Below are 16,587 nucleotides of genomic sequence, written 5' to 3' on the forward strand. Positions count from 1 at the left end.
ACAATAAACTATTCGTACTTTCTGGAGCCAACCATGTTAGAGCTATTGAAAAGTCTGGTTTTTGCCGTAGTCATGGTCCCTGTGGTAATGGCGGTCATCCTGGGGCTGATTTATGGGCTGGGCGAAGTGTTTAACCTCTTCTCTGGAGCCGGTCATAAAGACAGCAGACCGCAAAACCACTGATTTTCCCCCGCGCCCGGTTCTCCCGGGCGTTTTTATCTGTCCCCCCTCAATTGAGCCGTTACTGATTACCCCTAATTTTCGCTGGGAAAATCTTAGCGCTATCGTTATATTGTCTTCTACATAACGAACCGACGGGAGTTTCTGATGACAGGTCAATGGTTTCGCTTTATTGCTGGAGCAACGTTAACGCTTTCCGTTGCGGGCCACGCGCTGGCGGAAGAGGGCAAGGTGACGGTTTTTGCCGCGGCATCGCTCACCAACGCCATGCAGGATATCGCTAAAGAGTATAAGAAAGAGAAGAACGTCGAGGTTGTCTCTTCGTTTGCGTCTTCATCGACCCTGGCGCGACAGATTGAAGCGGGCGCGCCGGCGGATCTGTTTATCTCCGCCGACCAGAAATGGATGGATTACGCGGTGGAGAAAAAAAGCATTGATACCGCATCCCGCGCGACGCTGCTCGGCAACAGCCTGGTGGTCGTGGCGCCGAAGGCCAGCGCTCAGGGCGATATCAGCATTAATGATAAAACCGACTGGACCAGCCTGCTGAAAGGCGGTCGTCTGGCCGTTGGCGACCCGGCGCACGTGCCAGCCGGCATCTATGCGAAAGAAGCGTTGCAAAAACTGGGGGCCTGGGAGACGCTGTCGCCGAAGCTGGCTCCTGCGGAAGACGTGCGCGGCGCGCTGGCCCTGGTTGAGCGCAGCGAAGCGCCGTTGGGGATCGTGTACGGCTCTGATGCGGTCGCCAGCAAGGGCGTAAAAGTTGTCGGTACCTTCCCGGAAGATTCGCATAAGAAAGTTGAATATCCTCTGGCAATCGTCGACGGGCATAAAAATGCCGCGGTCAGCGCGTTTTATGACTATCTAAAAGGGCCGGAAGCTTCCGCCATCTTTAAACGTTACGGATTTACTACCCACTAATGTTCTTAAGCGATCCTGAATGGCAGGCGGTACTGCTGAGCCTGAAAGTCTCCTCCCTGGCGGTGGTACTGAGCTTGCCTTTTGGCATCTTTTTTTCCTGGCTGCTGGTTCGCCGGGATTTTCCCGGTAAAGCGCTGCTCGATAGCATCCTCCACCTGCCGCTGGTATTACCGCCGGTGGTGGTGGGGTATCTCTTGCTGATCGCGATGGGAAGACGGGGTTTTATCGGCAGCTGGCTGTATGACTGGTTTGGTCTGAGCTTTGCGTTTAGCTGGCGCGGCGCGGTACTGGCGGCGGCGGTGATGTCCTTTCCGTTGATGGTGCGTGCCATTCGTCTTGCGCTGGAAGGGGTCGACATCAAACTTGAGCAGGCGGCGCGTACCCTGGGCGCTGGGCGCTGGCGGGTATTTTTCACTATTACGCTACCGTTGACGCTACCCGGTATTATCGTCGGCACCGTGCTGGCCTTCGCCCGTTCTTTGGGCGAGTTTGGCGCCACCATCACTTTTGTCTCCAACATTCCAGGCGAAACGCGCACGATTCCTTCGGCAATGTATACCCTGATTCAGACTCCCGGTGGGGAAGGCGCGGCCGCGCGTTTATGCCTGATTTCGATTGTGCTGGCGCTGGTATCGCTGCTGATTTCCGAATGGCTGGCCCGCCTTAGCCGTCAGCGGATGGGGAAATAATCATGCTCGAACTCGATTTTAGCCAGACGTTGGGCACCCACTGCCTGCAAATTCGCGAGACGCTTCCCGCCAGCGGCATCACCGCGGTTTTCGGCGTTTCAGGCGCGGGTAAAACCTCGCTGATTAACGCCATTAGCGGCCTGACGCGCCCGCAGCAGGGGCGCATCGTTCTTAACGGCAGAGTGCTCAATGATGTTGAAAAACGTATCTGCCTGGCGCCGGAAAAACGCCGCATTGGCTACGTTTTTCAGGACGCTCGCCTGTTCCCGCATTATAAGGTGCGCGGCAATCTGCAATATGGCATGGCGAAGAATATGGCGGCGCAGTTTGACAAGCTGGTGGCGCTGCTCGGCATTGCGCCGCTGCTTGACCGCCTGCCTGGCGGTCTCTCCGGCGGAGAAAAACAGCGGGTGGCGATTGGCCGGGCGCTGCTTACCGCCCCGGAACTGCTGCTTCTGGATGAGCCGCTGGCGTCGCTGGATATCCCGCGCAAGCGTGAACTATTGCCCTATCTGCAGCGTCTGGCGCGCGAAATCAATATCCCGATGCTGTACGTCAGCCACTCTCTGGATGAGATTCAGCATTTGGCGGATAACGTCCTGGTGCTGGAAGCGGGGAAAGTCAAAGCCTTTGGTTGCCTGGAAGAGGTGTGGAGCAGCAGCGTAATGCATCCCTGGCTTCCCCAGGATCAGCAAAGCACTATCCTGAACGTAACCGTCGCCGCTCAGCATCCGCGGTATGCCATGACCGCGCTGGCGCTGGGCGATCGGCAGATATGGGTCAACCGGCTCGACAGGCCGCAGGGCGAAAGCGCGCGGATCCGCATTCAGGCCTCGGACGTTTCTTTGGTGCTGCAGCCCGCTCAGCAAACCAGTATCCGTAACATTTTGCCCGCGCAGGTCATGCAGTGTATTGAAAGCCATGGCCAGGTTGAGGTCAGGCTGGAGATTAGCGGCCGTACGCTATGGGCGCGCATCAGCCCCTGGGCTCGCGATGAGCTGGGGGTTGTCCCAGGCCAGCGGCTGTATGCGCAGATAAAAAGCGTGTCGATAGCCGCCTGATTACAACAGGTGGCGATAGATGTAGTCGGCGATGCTGGTGGTCTCGTTTTCGCCGATCACGACGTTGGCGCGCGCTTTGACGTCCTCCACCGCGTTGCCCATCGCCACGCCGATACCGGCGGCTTCCAGCATACTGAGGTCGTTATAGTTGTCGCCGAAAGCGATAACATCCTGCATCGACAGCCCCTGCGACGCGACCCACTGGGCCAGGCGTTTACCTTTGCTATTGCCTTCCCGGGCAATATCCACCTGATCGTGCCACGACCATTCGCACTCCAGACCCAGCGTCTGGCCAACATGTTGGGCAAAGCGCTGCAGTTTTGCGGTGTCTTCATCAGTCAGGGCGAATTTCCACACGGCCTTGACTTCACGGGCCGCCTGCGCCAGAGAATCGACCTGAGTGAACACCGGACGCTGCTCGACGGGCAGCGACTGCGCCCAGTTGGCGGTGCGAATCACGTGCCCGGTCGGCTGCTCATAAAGCATGGCGTCATCGACGTACATCAGGCCGTGAATCGCGTGCTCGTTCAGCATTTCCGTCAGGCTCAAGGCTTTGTCAACCGGCATAGGATCGGACTCCAGAACCTTTTTTGCATGATAATCATACAAATAAGTGCCATTACAGCAAATTGCAGGTGTATCCAGAGCCAGCGCCTGATAAAAAGGATGGATAGCGACGTGATGTCGACCGGTGACGACGATGATTTGATATCCCGCGTCTTTGGCGCGTGCCAGCGCGTCGAGTGAGGCGGGGAGAATGGTTTTTTTGCCGGTGAGTAGGGTGCCGTCTAAGTCCAGGGCAATCACGCGTGAGGTCATGTGTTGTTTCCGGTTAATGATGAAAAGTTAGCAGGCTATGATGGTACACCGCTGCGCCATTCGGGCAAACTTTTCAGCATCTACCGCTAAAGAGCCGATACACTTGATCTTTCAGGCTGCGAGGAGGCAACCTGAATAGCATGGTGTATGCATATTGTATTTTTCAGGGTGTCATTCATCTGAAAAATGAAATTTCCACGTGCAGTGAGGAAGGAGTATTCATGAAACAAACCGTTTATACCGCCAGCCCGGAAAGCCAGCAGATTCACGTCTGGGATCTGGATCTTGAGGGGAAACTGACCCTGGTGCAGGTTGTTGATGCCCCGGGCCAGGTACAGCCGATGGTGGTGAGCCCGAACAAAGAGTTTCTCTACGTCGGCGTGCGTCCGGAGTTTCGCGTACTGGCCTACCGCATTGCGCCCGATAATGGCGCCCTGACTTTCGCTGGCGAAGCTCCGCTGCCGGGTAGCCCAACGCATATTTCTACCGATCATCAGGGGCGTTTTGTGTTCAGCGCTTCCTATAACGCGGGCTGCGTGAGCGTTACGCCGCTGGTGGACGGCCTGCCGCGAGAAGCGGTGGCGGTGGTTGAAGGTCTGGAAGGCTGCCACTCGGCAAATATCTCTCCGAATAATCGCACCCTATGGGTACCGGCGCTGAAGCAGGATCGTATCTGCCTGTTTACCCTGAGCGACGACGGTTTCCTCGCAGAGCAGGAGCCGGCTGAAGTGACCACCGTTGAAGGCGCAGGCCCGCGTCATATGGTGTTCCATCCGAATCAGCAATACGGCTACTGCATAAACGAACTGAATAGCTCCGTTGACGTCTGGGAGCTGAAAGATCCGCACGGCAAAATCGAGTGCGTGCAGACCCTGGACATCATGCCGCCTGATTTTGCCGGCGTGCGCTGGGCGGCGGATATCCATCTGACCCCGGATGGCCGTCACCTCTACGCCTGCGATCGTACCGCCAGCATTATCACCATCTTCAGCGTCTCGGAAGACGGCAGCGTGCTGTCCATCGAAGGTTATCAGAATACCGAGACCCAGCCGCGCGGCTTTAACCTCGATCATAGCGGCAAATATCTGATCGCTGCCGGTCAGAAGTCCCATCATATCGCGGTGTATGAAATCGAAGGCGAGCAGGGGCTGCTCCAGGAAAAAGGGCGCTATGCCGTAGGCCAGGGCCCAATGTGGGTGGTGGTAAACGCTAACTAAGCCGGCGTGTTTGACAAAAACCTCGCCGCGGCGAGGTTTTTTTACGCCTGACGAAAGGGCTACTTCACCCGCATACGATACTCAATCATGCCGCTTTTTTCCGCAACCCAGTTATACAGACGCTGGCCCCGAAGGTTGGTCTCATGCGTATGCCAGTACAGGCTGGCGGAGTGGCGTTTTCGCGCCTGCCGTTGAACATACTCAATTAATTGTTTACCGATATGCTGACCCCGGACGTCCGGATCAACGAATAAATCTTCCAGATAGCAATAGTCGCTTTCGGCCCAGGTGGAGCGGTGGAAGAGATAATGAACGAATCCAACTATCTTCCCCTCACGTTTTGCTACGGCGCAAAACATCGGTTCGACCGGATTTAAAAACCGACTCCAGGTCAGGCGCGTCACCTCCTCCGGAATGTCGACGCGATAAAACGTCTGGTAGCTTTTCCACAGCGGCAGCCACTGGGCAAAGTCGTTATCAGCTGCGGGGAGGAGGGTGATTTGCCCGTGATTAATGTCGCTATTTTGGCTATTCATGGCGGTTCCTTACTTTTATAAATCGGGATGGTCTTTACATGCCGCTATGGTAGGCGCTCTTATGGTTCCTAAAAAGTGACACTTTATGTATATTCATAGGATCCACTTTTAGCTTACCGATCGCCATTACCGCTATGCCAAAACCTATTGCACCGCTGTTTCAGGAATTGTTGCTCCCGCGCGGCGTTATCAAAGATCAGCTGTATCACGCCCTGCGTAACGCGATTCTGGATGGGCGCTTAACGGCGGGTTCAAAGATCCCCTCCAGCCGGGCGCTGGCTGAGATGATGGCGATCTCGCGAAACTCGGTTATTGCCGGTTTTGACCGCCTGGTGGATGAGGGCTATCTGGTCACGCGCAAGGGGGCGGGCACCTTTGTTTGCGAGCATATTCCGGATAGCGTCATTAGCGAGTATGAATCGTCGCCACAGCCGGAAACGGCAATGGCCGCCGTTGGCCCGCTTAATCCTGACGTTGCCGCATTGTTGCCATCATGGTCTGAAAGAGAAGGGAGTGGTGAAATGCGTCAGGTTTTTGCCGTCGGTATCGGCTGTACCGATCTCTTCCCGCATGCGTTATGGGGGCGGCTGCTGGGGCGCGTCTGGCGGCAATCGCGCCGTGAGTTGGGGGCGCACGCCACGGCTTATGGATATCTACCTTTACGACAGGCGATTAGCCACTATATTCAGGCCACGCGCGGCGTAAATTGCCATGAAGATCGGGTTATTATTGTCAATGGTATTCAACAGGCGCTGGCCATTGCCGCTCAGGTTTTACTGGAAAAGGGCGATGAAGTCTGGCTCGATGATCCCGGCTATAACGGCGCGCGCGGCGCATTCGCCGCCCGGGGAGCGATGGTCCGGCCCGTTCGCGTTGACGGTGAAGGCATGGATATTCAGGATGGAATACGCCATTACCCGCAAGCTAAGCTGGTCTATACCGCGCCGTCGCATCAATTCCCGCTCAGTGGAACCCTTAGCCTGCCAAGAAGGCTTGCTTTGCTGGAATGGGCGCAAGCCAATCGGGCCTGGATATTTGAAGATGATTACAACAGCGAATTCCGCTATGCCGCCCGCTCTTTACAGGCATTGCAAGGGTTAGATAAACATCAGAGGGTTATCTATTCCGGCACCTTTTCTAAGATGATGTACCCCGAGTTTCGTCTGGGTTTTTTAGTGGTCCCTGAGCATTTGCGCGAACAGTTCGCCATAACGAAATATTACACCGATCTCTGTAGCGGATATCTGGAACAGGCCGTTCTGGCGCGTTTTATCCACGAGGGACACTATGCCAGCCATGTTCGTCGTATCCGTAAAGCCTGTTTTGAGCGAAAAAGCGCGCTGGAGGCGGCGATTGAACGCTATTTTGCCGGGCGTATGCGGGTGCATCCAACGGATTCGGGAGTGCATATCGTCTGCTGGTTAGCAGATGGTCTGAAAGCAAAAGAGGTCGTCGCTAAGGCGCGCCAGATCGGCTTAGGCGTGCAGACTTTTGCGCGATATTGCCAGCGGCCGATGTCGCGCGAGGGGGTTTTATTCGGTTTTGCCAACCATCCGCCAGAGGTGCTGCTCGACGGCGTTCGCCGCCTGGCCGGGGTGCTGTAGCGCAGTGATATCGGCGGTCTTTTCCACGGAATGAATAACGTTGATTACCGGGCTAGCATACTTATGTTGATTTAAAACTCGCCCCATCCAGATAATTCATCTGATGTCAGGTGGCGAGTTTTAAAAAAATGACACCGCGCGAGGATTTAACATATACCCACCGCTTTGGTAAAAAATAATCCTTCGATTCGCGTTATGCGACTTCCCTGTTTAATGCGGAGCGGTTAATAAATTAGATATCATCCATGGTATAGCTTACGACGATTTCCAGCGTTTTGCGAATGACGTCCGCGGTTACCACGTCGCTAGTGGTCTCGAGAGCGGTAATCAACCAAAGAATAATTGCCTTGTTGCTGAGATGTCCCTCAGACTCAAGAATACTGCTAATAGCCAGCGACATAACCGCGGATTCATCAATCAGCCTATCGCCTGCATTGCGGAAATATTCAGAGAGTGCGTTATCGTTCAGGCCAGCGTAAATATCCGGTTGTTGATGTATAGTTTGTCTCATCATATTCTCTACTGTGTTAGTTAAACGATTGACCGCGAAGGGTCAGTGAATTTTATTTGTACCAGGCCGCGAGGGAGAACCTAATAAAGTCGTTTGTTCTGCCCAATTATTTTTAGCGTCTGAAGTACCCAGAGTTATTTTCTTACCACGGCGAGATACCCTATTACTGATTTCCTCGATAATATGCCCAAGGGTGTTCCGCCGCTTTGTATCGACTTCTCCCGCCTGCATTGCCTGGAGTTTATCGATCAGCGCTTGTTGACTTATAGGTCCCTTACTTTTGAGTAGGGATAAGACCGCTTCTCCAATTAGTAAATCTGTTAATGGATCATAATCATCGTTGTTCATAACTGTATCTCTGATCATCGTCATCTCCATGACTGGGAATTTAGTCGCAAGCCGGTAATCGGTGTCAGATTCTGGCCCATCCCTTATATTTCCTCATTCAGTAACGACTCAAATCACCAGATAGCCGGAGGAACTTTTATCACTGGTTCTCGAACAGGAGGCCGATCAGCGTTTGATAATGGATCTCTTCTTCAAACCCAGAAGCGACTTCGAGGCGAGCCAACAGTTTTGTACACAGGGATTTGCGATTAAGGTTCCGTCCTTCATTGAGGATATCCATCACTATCTGCCCTAACGTTTCCTGCTGCGAAGGCAGTGAAGCTTTATTAAAGTAGTGGGCAATAGCGTTAGCCGTGTCAGGAATGTAACCGTTCTGCTGCATATGTGCTCCTGTCAGTTCAATCATCAGTAAACTTGCGATTAAAGTTATACAATGATTGCTAACTTGTACATAAAAAATGAAGAAAAAATGTTATTTTTTTTAATATTTTTTATAACAATTTGATTTTAAATGTTTTTTTTATCTTTTTTGTTGTGAGGGGAGCGCCAGCGTAAGATGTACGTCTTGTACAGGTGTGCCGTCAGGCAAGAATCGCAGTGAAATGAGTCGGTTAATGCAAAATATTTGTTAGGAAGACCGGCTGTTTTACAGGATTTATTGCAGTGGAACTGCTACTGTAATATCTCATTAGTTTTATCTCTTCTGTCGGAAATTTCATGCTCACTACCATCATTTATCGCAGCCATATCTGCGACAACGTGTCAATTAAATCGCTTGATAGCATGGTTGCTGAAGCAAATGTAAAAAATGGCCAGGAAGACGTGTCGGGGATTTTGCTTTTTAACGGCACCCATTTTTTTCAATTATTAGAAGGGCCTGAAGAGAAGGTTGAAGGAATTTATCGCCGTATCTGCACAGACCCGCGGCACCATAATCTTGTTGAACTGCTCAGGGATCATGGTCCGACGCGGCGCTTCGGCAAAATAGGTATGGAACTCTTTGATTTACGAGAGTATGACCGCGATGAAGTGCTGCAAGTTGTGCTGGATAAAGGCACAACGAAATATCAACTCACCTATGACGACAGAGCGCTCCATTTTTTCCGTACCTTCGTGGAAGCAACGGAAAAGGAGAACTATTACGAGATTCCTGCGGCCGAAAGCTGGGATTTTGTGACGGAAGGGGAAGCCTCGTATCCTGATACTCCGCTGGCGCGGGCCGAGTGCAGTTTCGCGTTCCAGCCGGTTATCGACCCGTTTGCGAAAGAGATCGTCTCCGTGGAAGCGCTGCTGCGTACCCCTTCTGGCGAATCGCCGGCAGTCTATTTTGATGGGCTGTCACGAGAGGAAATGTACTCAACGGACCTCCTTAGCAAGCGTATTGCATTTGCCATGGCGGGCCGTCTGCGCCTGCATGGACGCACTCTGTCGATTAACCTGCTACCGATGACGTTGGTAAATATTTCCGGGGCCGTCGAATTTCTGCTGGCGGAAATTGAATCCAATGGTTTGATTCCAGAACAAATTATCGTCGAGTTCACCGAGAGTGAAGCCATTTCCCGCATTGATGAATTCACCGATTCCGTGCGAAAGCTTAAGTCCGCAGGAATTCGCGTAGCGATCGATCACTTTGGCGCCGGATTTGCCGGGCTTTTGCTGTTGGCCCAGTTTCAGCCGGACCGCATTAAGATTAATCGCCAATTGGTTAAGGATATTCATAAGCACGGCCCAAAACAGGCCATCGTGCAGGCCATCATTAAATGCTGTAATTCGCTGGAAATCGCCATTTCAGCGGTGGGCATTGAGCAGCCGGAGGAGTGGATGTGGCTGGAGTCCGCGGGTATTATCCATTTCCAGGGAAATTTATTTGCCAGGCCGTGTCTGGGGGGAATTCCTGCGGTAGCATGGCCTGAGAAAAAAACAGCGTGGGAGCTGCTATAAATTTTTTTCTGCGGCGGAGTGCATGTTTACGTAAAAAAAACGTAGCGAAGGGTAAAATAATCATTCTTTTTTGACCTGTACATTGGCGTCCGACCTGTTTATTTTAACTGTACAAGAAAAGTTAATTGTACAATCCGGCTAAATTAGTTAATTTAGTCGGGAAAGTATTTTCAGGTAGAGGGCGCTAATGGCACATTACAGCATCGGCGAAGTTGCCGAACGTTGCGGAATCAACCCTGTGACTTTGCGTGCATGGCAGCGGAGATATGGTTTGCTCAAGCCGCAGAGAAGCGAGGGTGGACACCGCCAGTTTGACGAGGAGGACGTTCAGCGCATTGAGGAAATCAAACGCTGGATCGATCGGGGGGTTTCGGTTGGCAAGGTTAAGGCGCTACTGGAAGGCCAGCACCCTGAATCGCACGACGCAGGCGTTCTGCTCCAGGAAGAAATGATGTCTCTTCTGCGCCTTGTACAGCCTGCGAAATTACGTACCCGCATCATGTCACTCAGCCATGAATATCCCGTAGATAAACTTATTGACCAGCTTTTCATCCCGGTGCGCAGCAAGCTCAATCTCGATCAGAACACCTCCCTGGCCATCATAAGTATGCTGGACGGTATCCTGATTGATTGCGTGGCGCTTATTCTTGCGGAGTCGCGTAAAAAGGTGGGTAAAGAGACCCTGCTGGTAGGCTGGGGAAATGAAGATCGTACCCGGGTGTGGCTGGAAGCGTGGCGTTTATCGCAGCGCGCCTGGCATGTCAACGTGCTGGCAGAGCCGCTTGACTCTCCCCGCCCCGAATTATTCCCCGGTCAGCATATTTTTGTCTGGACCGGCCGCGCGCTGACCCCTTTGCAGGCAGAATTACTGAGCCACTGGCAAAGCCAGGGCTACACTATCGAGTTTCACGGAGAGTAAGCGTAAGAGAGGGTTAGCAGCGGAACATTTTTAGAGATGTTATTCCGCCGCTTGTCTTCCCGAACCAAGACCTGCCTGGCCGTTCGGTAACTGTCAGAAATTGAGCTGTGTCCAGGCTTTAAATGTTTCGCTGCGGCTAATATTAAAAAAATCTGTCCGGCCCGAGCAGCCAAGTTTTTTAATTAAGGTGAGGCGAATTTGATAAATTGTTTTAATATGTAAATTCAGGGACTTCCCTATATTCACCATCGCCTCGCCATTGTTCATCAGACGAATCACTTCTTTTTCACGGCTGGTGAAAATAATATTTTCTGATTCTCTGTCAGGCTTCTTGCCGAACAAGGTAGGGCGGAGAATAAAAGATTTTATCTCAGCCGGCGTTGCGCGTGCAGGAATTCTGTACATCGGCAGCTCGCTTAGAAAGTTTAAATCATTGCCATCGGTGAGCAGGACAAAACGAACTCTTTTGCGATCATAATGATGATTGAGCACCGCATAATAGTTATCGCTGGTGAAAAAGACATATTTTCCATGGAAACAGCCTGGTGATAACGAATCCAGTATCAGCTGTAATCCTTGACGAAGAAGGTTATTGTTAATCCAAAGATCGTAATGATTAAAAAAGTGACCTTGCTTGTCGTTGTTCATTTGTCCTCCGAGGCAGAAATGTTAATGCAGGCTTGATTTAACAAATCATATATCACGCTTAATGATGACTTTTGGCACGAAGCATATGCAGCGTTTGGATATATAAGTCGGCGAGAATTTCATTTTTTTCGATATTCAGGCGATGCTGCACTTCAACGATTAAACGATCGTGGCTAACGGTTTCATTCTCCGTCTGGGCCTGCACCATATGTTCGATATTTTTCAGCAAAGCAGAGTTCGCAATAAACTCTGCGGGAATTGTGTTTTTAGTCTGCATAGTATATCTCGAGTCATATTAGGCAATTAATCACCAAACAAAGATGTGGCTAGCCATCATCTTTGCGATACGGTTCTTCACCATCCCCAAGGAAATGGTGGGCATTTTTTTAAATCATAAGAATGCTGTAATGCAGGATTTAAAACTTACGTAATAACTATAGTCACGATTTTCAGGATGTACAATTTTTACGAATTAATTTTGTACATTTAGTTTATTTTTTTTAAATAATTATTTAATTTATTGTTTTATATGAATATTTTATTGTAAAGATAATGCAGAAAACTTGTACAGAACGGCGTATGTGCAGGAATAACCTTCATGATGAGGGGATAGTGGTGAAGAAGAAGGAAGGGTACGGCGGGAAGAGAAAGAGACAAAGGGGGAAGGGCTCCCCCTTTCGGTTTGAGCGTTATTGCTTCGGTTCAGCGACGACAAAGCTTCCCACGCCGCGGTTGTTGTATTCCCACATGCGGTTGAAGTTCGTGTCGTTCAGGTTCCGCTGCGTGTTGCCTTTGGCATCCGCGGTACCAGTGTTGCCGCTAAACGGACGGTTTGAACCGACGGCATCAGCCCACGGTTTGGCAACATTAAAGCCTTCATTAATGACGCTATCGCGAATCACGACCTGCCCGTTGGTGTTGCCGTCAACGTCCAGAGAACGACCCAACTGCGCGACGTTATCGCCGGAAGCGGTAAAGCGGCTGTTCACTGCGAGGAAGCCGTAGGTCACGCTCTTCAGGGTCGCCGGAGCAAAGACGTAACCCTCTTTCTGGGTGCGTGAGTTGACCACGCGGAAGTCGGTATTATCGAACACCACCGCCCCACGGCCGGAAACGATGTCGACATCGCCTTCTATATAGCTGTTGCTGACCAGCGTACGGGTCTGACGGTTATCCTGCAGGCGGTTTTGTACGCCGCTGTTGGTCACGAAAAAGGTGTTCTGGCGGCCAAGGATGTTCACGTGGTTAATCTGCACCCGATCGCCATCGCTACGCAGCGCCACGGCCTGGTGGGTACCCGCGTCAACGCTGTCGCCGAGGTTGTTGGCGATAGTCAGGTTCTGCAACTGGAGATCGTTGTTCTGCGACCAGAAAACCGCTGAGCACATCACGCCAACGGTAGCGGTACGTTTGTTCTGGCAGCTGTCGTACATATACCAGGCCGGTTTACCCGGCATATATTTACCGCCGGGGTTGACCTGGTGACGCCAGGAGACCGGATCCATTTCTGAGTCAATTGCGGCGCTGATTTTAACGTCAATCGGCTTCTCGCCGGTGCCGTACAGGGTCAGCGCGCCGGGTGCCGCCGGCACGTATACGGTGCCGGCATATTCGCCCGGCATAATGGCGATAAACTGGCGACGATTAGAATGGCGGGTAATCGCTGCATCCACCGCGGCCTGAATGGTGGTGTGGGTTACCCCTTGGGTACCCGCAGTCCCAACGACAAAATCCGGCTGCGCCGGAAGGCTGATGGCGGACGGCGTCCACGCAGCAGCGTTCGGATCGAGAGACTGGAAATAGCTCGCCGGTAAAAAGTTCTTCGCCTCATCGGCGGTTAAAACAGGACGAGAGGCCGTGCCCGGCGCAGTCTGCGTGGAGGGTTGTTGATCGGCAGGCGTCGAACTACAGGCGGACAATGTCACGCCAAAGGCCAGCGCCAGCGCCAGGCGGGAAACGGAATATGTGTTCATATTGCTCCGGGCAAGAATAAATTAAGGGGATAAGTCCTTTAAAGCCTGCTGTTTTATACCAACTTAAGCGAAACGGGAAGATGTAGCGAAAAAAAGTTGCTTCCTTTACATAGCGAGCGGCTGGAATGGATCGCTTTTGATCACAAATAAATAACATTCGCCGCTGTCGGGTTGACATTTTTCGCGGAATCAAAATAAATGTCTATACAACCCATGACAAGTTGACGGCTATGACACACCTACCTTCCGAACGCGTAATCTGGCGAAACGTCCGCCTGGCCACGCTCGATCCTCGTTCCTCTCAGCCTTACGGGCTGCTGGATTATCATGCGCTGCTGGTACGCAACGGACGTATCGAAGCCATTGTGCCAGAAGCCCAGGCGCCCGCAGGGCAGAGTATTGACCTTGGCGGCAGACTGCTTACGCCGGGGCTAATAGATTGCCATACGCACCTGGTCTTTGGCGGCAGCCGGGCGCAAGAGTGGGAGCAGCGCCTCAACGGCGTCTCCTACCAGACCATTAGCGCCAACGGCGGCGGTATTAACGCGACCGTGCGGGCTACCCGCGACAGCAGCGAAGCCGAACTGCTGGCGCTGGCCCGACAGCGGCTGGCTCGTCTGCTGCGCGAAGGGGTCACTACTCTCGAGATCAAGTCTGGCTACGGGCTGGATCTCGCAAACGAACGTAAAATGCTGCGGGTTGTACAACAGCTTGCCGCGGCGCATAGCGTTGAGATTTCCCCCACGCTGCTCTCCGCCCACGCCACGCCGCCGGAATATAAAGGCGACCCGGACGGTTATATTAATCTGGTATGTGAAACCATTCTTCCCACGCTGTGGGAAGAGGGGCTATTTGAAAGCGTTGATGCCTTCTGCGAAAACGTTGGCTTTAGTCCGGCGCAAACGGAAAGGGTTTACAGCACGGCCCAGGCATTGGGTATTCCGGTAAAAGGGCACGTCGAGCAGCTCTCTTCGCTGGGCGGCGCTGAATTGGTGAGCCGCTATCACGGTCTTTCCGCCGACCATATCGAATACCTGACGCCAGAAGGCGTGTCGGCGATGAGTCGCAGCGGCACCGTGGCGGTGCTCCTGCCCGGCGCGTTCTATTTCCTTAACGAAACCCGCAGGCCGCCGGTTGAACTGCTGCGTGAATATCAGGTCCCGATGGCGGTGGCGACGGACTACAATCCCGGCACCAGCCCCTTTGCCAGCCTGCATCTGGCGATGAATATGGCCTGTGTGAAATTTGGCTTAACGCCGGAGGAGGCGTGGGCAGGCGTGACGCGTCATGCGGCGCAGGCGCTGGGCCGCAAGGCGAGCCATGGCCAGCTGGCGCCGGGCTTTGTTGCCGATTTCGCTATCTGGGATGCGGAGCATCCGGTGGAGATGGTTTATGAGCCCGGGCGCAGTCCGCTCTGGCAGCGGGTCGTTCGTGGAGAAATCGTATGAAGCTATGGCAACCTACCCCCGCCGCGCTTTGGCAGGGACGCGACGACAGCGCGGAGGCGGCCAACGCGCTGCGCCTGTTTCAGACTATCGTCCGGGCCGAGCGTTTTGAGCCGGAGAAGCTGGCTGGCGAGATTGCCCTGCTTGGATTCGCCTGTGATGAAGGGGTTCGGCGCAATAAAGGGCGCACCGGCGCTGAAATGGGGCCGGAAACCCTGCGCCGGGCACTGGCAAATATGGCCAGCCATGATGGACACGACCGCTGCGTGGATATGGGGACTATCCATGTGGTGGACGACGCGCTGGAGGCGGCACAGCAGGCGCTGCGCGAAGCGGTAACCGCCTGCCAACGCGCGGGCAAGCGTACGCTGGTTCTCGGCGGCGGGCACGAGACGGCCTTCGGCCACGGCGCCGGGGTTCTGGACGCGTTCCCGGGGGATGAGGTCGGCATTATTAATCTTGATGCGCATCTGGATTTACGTATCGCCGACCGGGCCAGCTCCGGTACGCCGTTCCGTCAGCTGGCGCTGGCCTGCGAAGCGCAGCGGCGCGCTTTTCATTACGCCTGCATCGGCGTGAGCCGCGCCGCCAATACCCAGGCGCTGCTGGACGAGGCCGCCCGCCGCGAGGTGACGATTATTGAAGATCTCGATGTGCTTACCGCTTTCGAGGCGCGAGCGATCCCGGAGATCGCGCGAAATATCGCCCGCTACGATCGTCTGTATCTGACTATCGATCTCGACGTGCTGCCCGCCAGTGAAATGCCCGCCGTCTCCGCGCCTGCCGCGCTCGGCATCCCGATGGCCATGCTGCTGCGCATCGTCGAGCCGCTGTGCCGCAGCGGTAAGCTCCAGGCGGTGGATTTGGTGGAGTTTAATCCGCAGTACGATATTGATAGCCGTGGAGCCCGCACGGCAGCCCGCCTGGCGTGGCAAATCGCCCATTGGTGGCGGTAGCGATTCGGTATATTCTGGACGTTTCGCCGCCCATTTGCACAAGGAAGCCCGGCCATGTTCTCACCGCAACCTCGTTCCGCGCCTGCGCCATTCTATGAAAAGGTGAAGCAGGCTATCAGCGAAAAGATCCACAGCGGCGTCTGGCGTCCGCACGATCGCATTCCTTCGGAGGCGGAACTGGTGGCGCAGTTTGGCTTTAGCCGCATGACCATCAATCGGGCGCTGCGTGAACTGACCGATGAAGGCCTGCTGGTGCGATTACAGGGGGTAGGGACGTTTGTCGCGGAGCCGAAAGGGCAGTCGGCGCTGTTTGAAGTGCGCAGCATCGCCGAAGAAATTGCTTCGCGCCGCCATCAGCACCGCTGTGAAGTGCTGCTGCTGGAGGAAACGCAGGCCGACCTGATTCAGGCCGCGGCGCTGAACGTGGCCGCCGGTACGCGGATTTTCCATTCGCTAATGGTACATTTTGAAAATGACGTCCCGGTACAGATTGAGGACCGCTGCGTCAACGCCACCGTGGTGCCGGACTATCTGCGTCAGGACTATACCGCCACCACGCCCCACGACTATCTGTCGCTGATCGCCCCGCTGACCGAAGGGGAGCACATTGTCGAGGCGGTGCAGGCAACGGCTGAGGAGTGCGCGCTGCTGCATATTCACCCGCACGACCCCTGTCTGCTGATCCGCCGCCGCACCTGGTCCACTACCCATATCGTCTCCCACGCGCGCCTGCTTTTCCCCGGCAGCCGCTACCGTCTGCAGGGCCATTTTGCGTCCTGATCTCCCTGCGCGTCAGCAAAACGTGATTGCTGACGCAAT

The 16,587-nt window shown here is 53.8% G+C and carries 19 protein-coding genes; 11 read left to right on the plus strand and 8 right to left on the minus strand.

Annotation, left to right across the window (positions count from 1 at the left end):
* The first annotated feature begins 33 nt into the window (after positions 1–33).
* The 4 genes from KCG39_RS26955 to modC all read left to right on the plus strand — a co-directional run bounded on the left by KCG39_RS26955 (position 34) and on the right by modC (position 2,851).
* Positions 34–183 (plus strand): AcrZ family multidrug efflux pump-associated protein, encoded by a 150-nt coding sequence (locus tag KCG39_RS26955; protein ID WP_004848993.1) that lies wholly within the window; start codon positions 34–36, stop codon positions 181–183.
* A 144-nt stretch (positions 184–327) separates the two neighbouring features.
* Positions 328–1,101: a molybdate ABC transporter substrate-binding protein gene (modA, locus tag KCG39_RS26960; protein ID WP_004130612.1), complete on the plus strand. Its 774-nt coding sequence runs from the start codon at positions 328–330 to the stop codon at positions 1,099–1,101.
* Entirely contained in the window at positions 1,101–1,790 is a 690-nt protein-coding gene (gene modB / locus KCG39_RS26965) for a molybdate ABC transporter permease subunit (RefSeq protein ID WP_004130614.1), read from the plus strand. The genes modA and modB overlap by 1 nt, the downstream gene beginning before the upstream one ends.
* Positions 1,791–1,792: 2 nt before the next feature.
* Entirely contained in the window at positions 1,793–2,851 is a 1,059-nt protein-coding gene (gene modC / locus KCG39_RS26970; RefSeq protein ID WP_004130616.1) for a molybdenum ABC transporter ATP-binding protein ModC, read from the plus strand.
* On the opposite strand, the gene KCG39_RS26975 is transcribed toward modC, so the two are convergent.
* Positions 2,852–3,670 (minus strand): pyridoxal phosphatase, encoded by an 819-nt coding sequence (locus KCG39_RS26975; protein ID WP_004130617.1) that lies wholly within the window; start codon positions 3,668–3,670, stop codon positions 2,852–2,854. It lies immediately after the preceding gene.
* A 221-nt stretch (positions 3,671–3,891) separates the two neighbouring features.
* Here KCG39_RS26975 and pgl point away from each other — a divergent pair, with 221 nt between their 5' ends.
* Entirely contained in the window at positions 3,892–4,887 is a 996-nt protein-coding gene (gene pgl, locus KCG39_RS26980; protein ID WP_142467791.1) for a 6-phosphogluconolactonase, read from the plus strand.
* Positions 4,888–4,946: 59 nt separating this feature from the next.
* Here the strand turns inward: pgl and KCG39_RS26985 are convergent, their stop codons facing one another.
* Positions 4,947–5,423 carry a GNAT family N-acetyltransferase gene (locus KCG39_RS26985; RefSeq protein WP_004130619.1) on the minus strand — a complete coding sequence of 159 codons (477 nt, stop codon included), beginning with the start codon at positions 5,421–5,423 and terminating at the stop codon, positions 4,947–4,949.
* A gap of 134 nt (positions 5,424–5,557) precedes the next feature.
* Here KCG39_RS26985 and pdxR point away from each other — a divergent pair, with 134 nt between their 5' ends.
* Positions 5,558–7,027 carry a MocR-like pyridoxine biosynthesis transcription factor PdxR gene (gene pdxR, locus KCG39_RS26990; protein WP_004130620.1) on the plus strand — a complete coding sequence of 490 codons (1,470 nt, stop codon included), beginning with the start codon at positions 5,558–5,560 and terminating at the stop codon, positions 7,025–7,027.
* Positions 7,028–7,259: 232 nt separating this feature from the next.
* On the opposite strand, the gene KCG39_RS26995 is transcribed toward pdxR, so the two are convergent.
* From KCG39_RS26995 to ycgZ, 3 genes are all read right to left on the minus strand, one after another.
* Positions 7,260–7,526, minus strand: a complete 267-nt coding sequence (locus KCG39_RS26995) for a biofilm development regulator YmgB/AriR family protein (RefSeq protein WP_032742286.1) — start codon at positions 7,524–7,526, stop codon at positions 7,260–7,262.
* A 54-nt stretch (positions 7,527–7,580) separates the two neighbouring features.
* Positions 7,581–7,904, minus strand: a complete 324-nt coding sequence (locus tag KCG39_RS27000; RefSeq protein ID WP_049115996.1) for a hypothetical protein — start codon at positions 7,902–7,904, stop codon at positions 7,581–7,583.
* Positions 7,905–8,025: 121 nt separating this feature from the next.
* On the minus strand, positions 8,026–8,268 hold the full coding sequence (gene ycgZ, locus KCG39_RS27005) for a regulatory protein YcgZ (protein WP_004130623.1): 243 nt from the start codon (positions 8,266–8,268) through the stop codon (positions 8,026–8,028).
* A gap of 335 nt (positions 8,269–8,603) precedes the next feature.
* Here ycgZ and KCG39_RS27010 point away from each other — a divergent pair, with 335 nt between their 5' ends.
* Complete coding sequence (locus KCG39_RS27010; protein ID WP_004130625.1) at positions 8,604–9,827, plus strand: diguanylate phosphodiesterase; 1,224 nt, start codon at positions 8,604–8,606, stop codon at positions 9,825–9,827.
* A 187-nt stretch (positions 9,828–10,014) separates the two neighbouring features.
* Positions 10,015–10,746, plus strand: a complete 732-nt coding sequence (locus KCG39_RS27015; protein ID WP_004130627.1) for a MerR family transcriptional regulator — start codon at positions 10,015–10,017, stop codon at positions 10,744–10,746.
* A gap of 93 nt (positions 10,747–10,839) precedes the next feature.
* On the opposite strand, the gene KCG39_RS27020 is transcribed toward KCG39_RS27015, so the two are convergent.
* The 3 genes from KCG39_RS27020 to KCG39_RS27030 all read right to left on the minus strand — a co-directional run bounded on the left by KCG39_RS27020 (position 10,840) and on the right by KCG39_RS27030 (position 13,367).
* A complete protein-coding gene (locus tag KCG39_RS27020) occupies positions 10,840–11,394 on the minus strand; it encodes a LuxR C-terminal-related transcriptional regulator (protein WP_004130629.1) in 555 nt (184 codons plus the stop codon).
* Between the two features lie 58 nt (positions 11,395–11,452).
* Positions 11,453–11,671 carry a hypothetical protein gene (locus KCG39_RS27025; RefSeq protein ID WP_004130630.1) on the minus strand — a complete coding sequence of 73 codons (219 nt, stop codon included), beginning with the start codon at positions 11,669–11,671 and terminating at the stop codon, positions 11,453–11,455.
* A gap of 412 nt (positions 11,672–12,083) precedes the next feature.
* Positions 12,084–13,367, minus strand: coding sequence for a putative acyl-CoA thioester hydrolase (locus KCG39_RS27030; protein ID WP_049123128.1), 1,284 nt, complete (start codon positions 13,365–13,367; stop codon positions 12,084–12,086).
* 230 nt (positions 13,368–13,597) lie between these two features.
* Here KCG39_RS27030 and hutI point away from each other — a divergent pair, with 230 nt between their 5' ends.
* From hutI to KCG39_RS27045, 3 genes are read left to right on the plus strand one after another with little or no spacing between them, the layout of a single operon-like run.
* Positions 13,598–14,815: an imidazolonepropionase gene (hutI, locus tag KCG39_RS27035; protein WP_123828330.1), complete on the plus strand. Its 1,218-nt coding sequence runs from the start codon at positions 13,598–13,600 to the stop codon at positions 14,813–14,815.
* The gene (gene hutG, locus KCG39_RS27040) at positions 14,812–15,768 is read left to right on the plus strand and encodes a formimidoylglutamase (RefSeq protein ID WP_142467790.1); all 957 of its coding nucleotides are present in this window, start codon (positions 14,812–14,814) and stop codon (positions 15,766–15,768) included. The genes hutI and hutG overlap by 4 nt, the downstream gene beginning before the upstream one ends.
* Positions 15,769–15,822: 54 nt before the next feature.
* Entirely contained in the window at positions 15,823–16,548 is a 726-nt protein-coding gene (locus KCG39_RS27045; RefSeq protein WP_049113313.1) for a histidine utilization repressor, read from the plus strand.
* Positions 16,549–16,587: the final 39 nt, after the last annotated feature.

The sequence above is a fragment of the Klebsiella pasteurii genome (genome assembly GCF_018139045.1).
Lineage (GTDB): Bacteria > Pseudomonadota > Gammaproteobacteria > Enterobacterales > Enterobacteriaceae > Klebsiella > Klebsiella grimontii.

What these genes read in the sequence shown, in the direction of transcription:
- KCG39_RS27010 (WP_004130625.1), top strand. Translation starts at nt 8,604, where the DNA reads ATGCTCACTACCATCATTTATCGCAGCCATATCTGCGACAACGTGTCA.
- KCG39_RS26955 (WP_004848993.1), top strand. Translation starts at nt 34, where the DNA reads ATGTTAGAGCTATTGAAAAGTCTGGTTTTTGCCGTAGTCATGGTCCCT.
- KCG39_RS27000 (WP_049115996.1), bottom strand. Translation starts at nt 7,904, where the DNA reads ATGATCAGAGATACAGTTATGAACAACGATGATTATGATCCATTAACA.
- KCG39_RS26975 (WP_004130617.1), bottom strand. Translation starts at nt 3,670, where the DNA reads ATGACCTCACGCGTGATTGCCCTGGACTTAGACGGCACCCTACTCACC.
- KCG39_RS27015 (WP_004130627.1), top strand. Translation starts at nt 10,015, where the DNA reads ATGGCACATTACAGCATCGGCGAAGTTGCCGAACGTTGCGGAATCAAC.
- KCG39_RS27020 (WP_004130629.1), bottom strand. Translation starts at nt 11,394, where the DNA reads ATGAACAACGACAAGCAAGGTCACTTTTTTAATCATTACGATCTTTGG.
- pgl (WP_142467791.1), top strand. Translation starts at nt 3,892, where the DNA reads ATGAAACAAACCGTTTATACCGCCAGCCCGGAAAGCCAGCAGATTCAC.
- KCG39_RS26985 (WP_004130619.1), bottom strand. Translation starts at nt 5,423, where the DNA reads ATGAATAGCCAAAATAGCGACATTAATCACGGGCAAATCACCCTCCTC.
- KCG39_RS27045 (WP_049113313.1), top strand. Translation starts at nt 15,823, where the DNA reads ATGTTCTCACCGCAACCTCGTTCCGCGCCTGCGCCATTCTATGAAAAG.
- pdxR (WP_004130620.1), top strand. Translation starts at nt 5,558, where the DNA reads ATGCCAAAACCTATTGCACCGCTGTTTCAGGAATTGTTGCTCCCGCGC.
- ycgZ (WP_004130623.1), bottom strand. Translation starts at nt 8,268, where the DNA reads ATGCAGCAGAACGGTTACATTCCTGACACGGCTAACGCTATTGCCCAC.
- hutI (WP_123828330.1), top strand. Translation starts at nt 13,598, where the DNA reads ATGACACACCTACCTTCCGAACGCGTAATCTGGCGAAACGTCCGCCTG.
- KCG39_RS27025 (WP_004130630.1), bottom strand. Translation starts at nt 11,671, where the DNA reads ATGCAGACTAAAAACACAATTCCCGCAGAGTTTATTGCGAACTCTGCT.
- modB (WP_004130614.1), top strand. Translation starts at nt 1,101, where the DNA reads ATGTTCTTAAGCGATCCTGAATGGCAGGCGGTACTGCTGAGCCTGAAA.
- hutG (WP_142467790.1), top strand. Translation starts at nt 14,812, where the DNA reads ATGAAGCTATGGCAACCTACCCCCGCCGCGCTTTGGCAGGGACGCGAC.
- KCG39_RS27030 (WP_049123128.1), bottom strand. Translation starts at nt 13,367, where the DNA reads ATGAACACATATTCCGTTTCCCGCCTGGCGCTGGCGCTGGCCTTTGGC.
- modC (WP_004130616.1), top strand. Translation starts at nt 1,793, where the DNA reads ATGCTCGAACTCGATTTTAGCCAGACGTTGGGCACCCACTGCCTGCAA.
- modA (WP_004130612.1), top strand. Translation starts at nt 328, where the DNA reads ATGACAGGTCAATGGTTTCGCTTTATTGCTGGAGCAACGTTAACGCTT.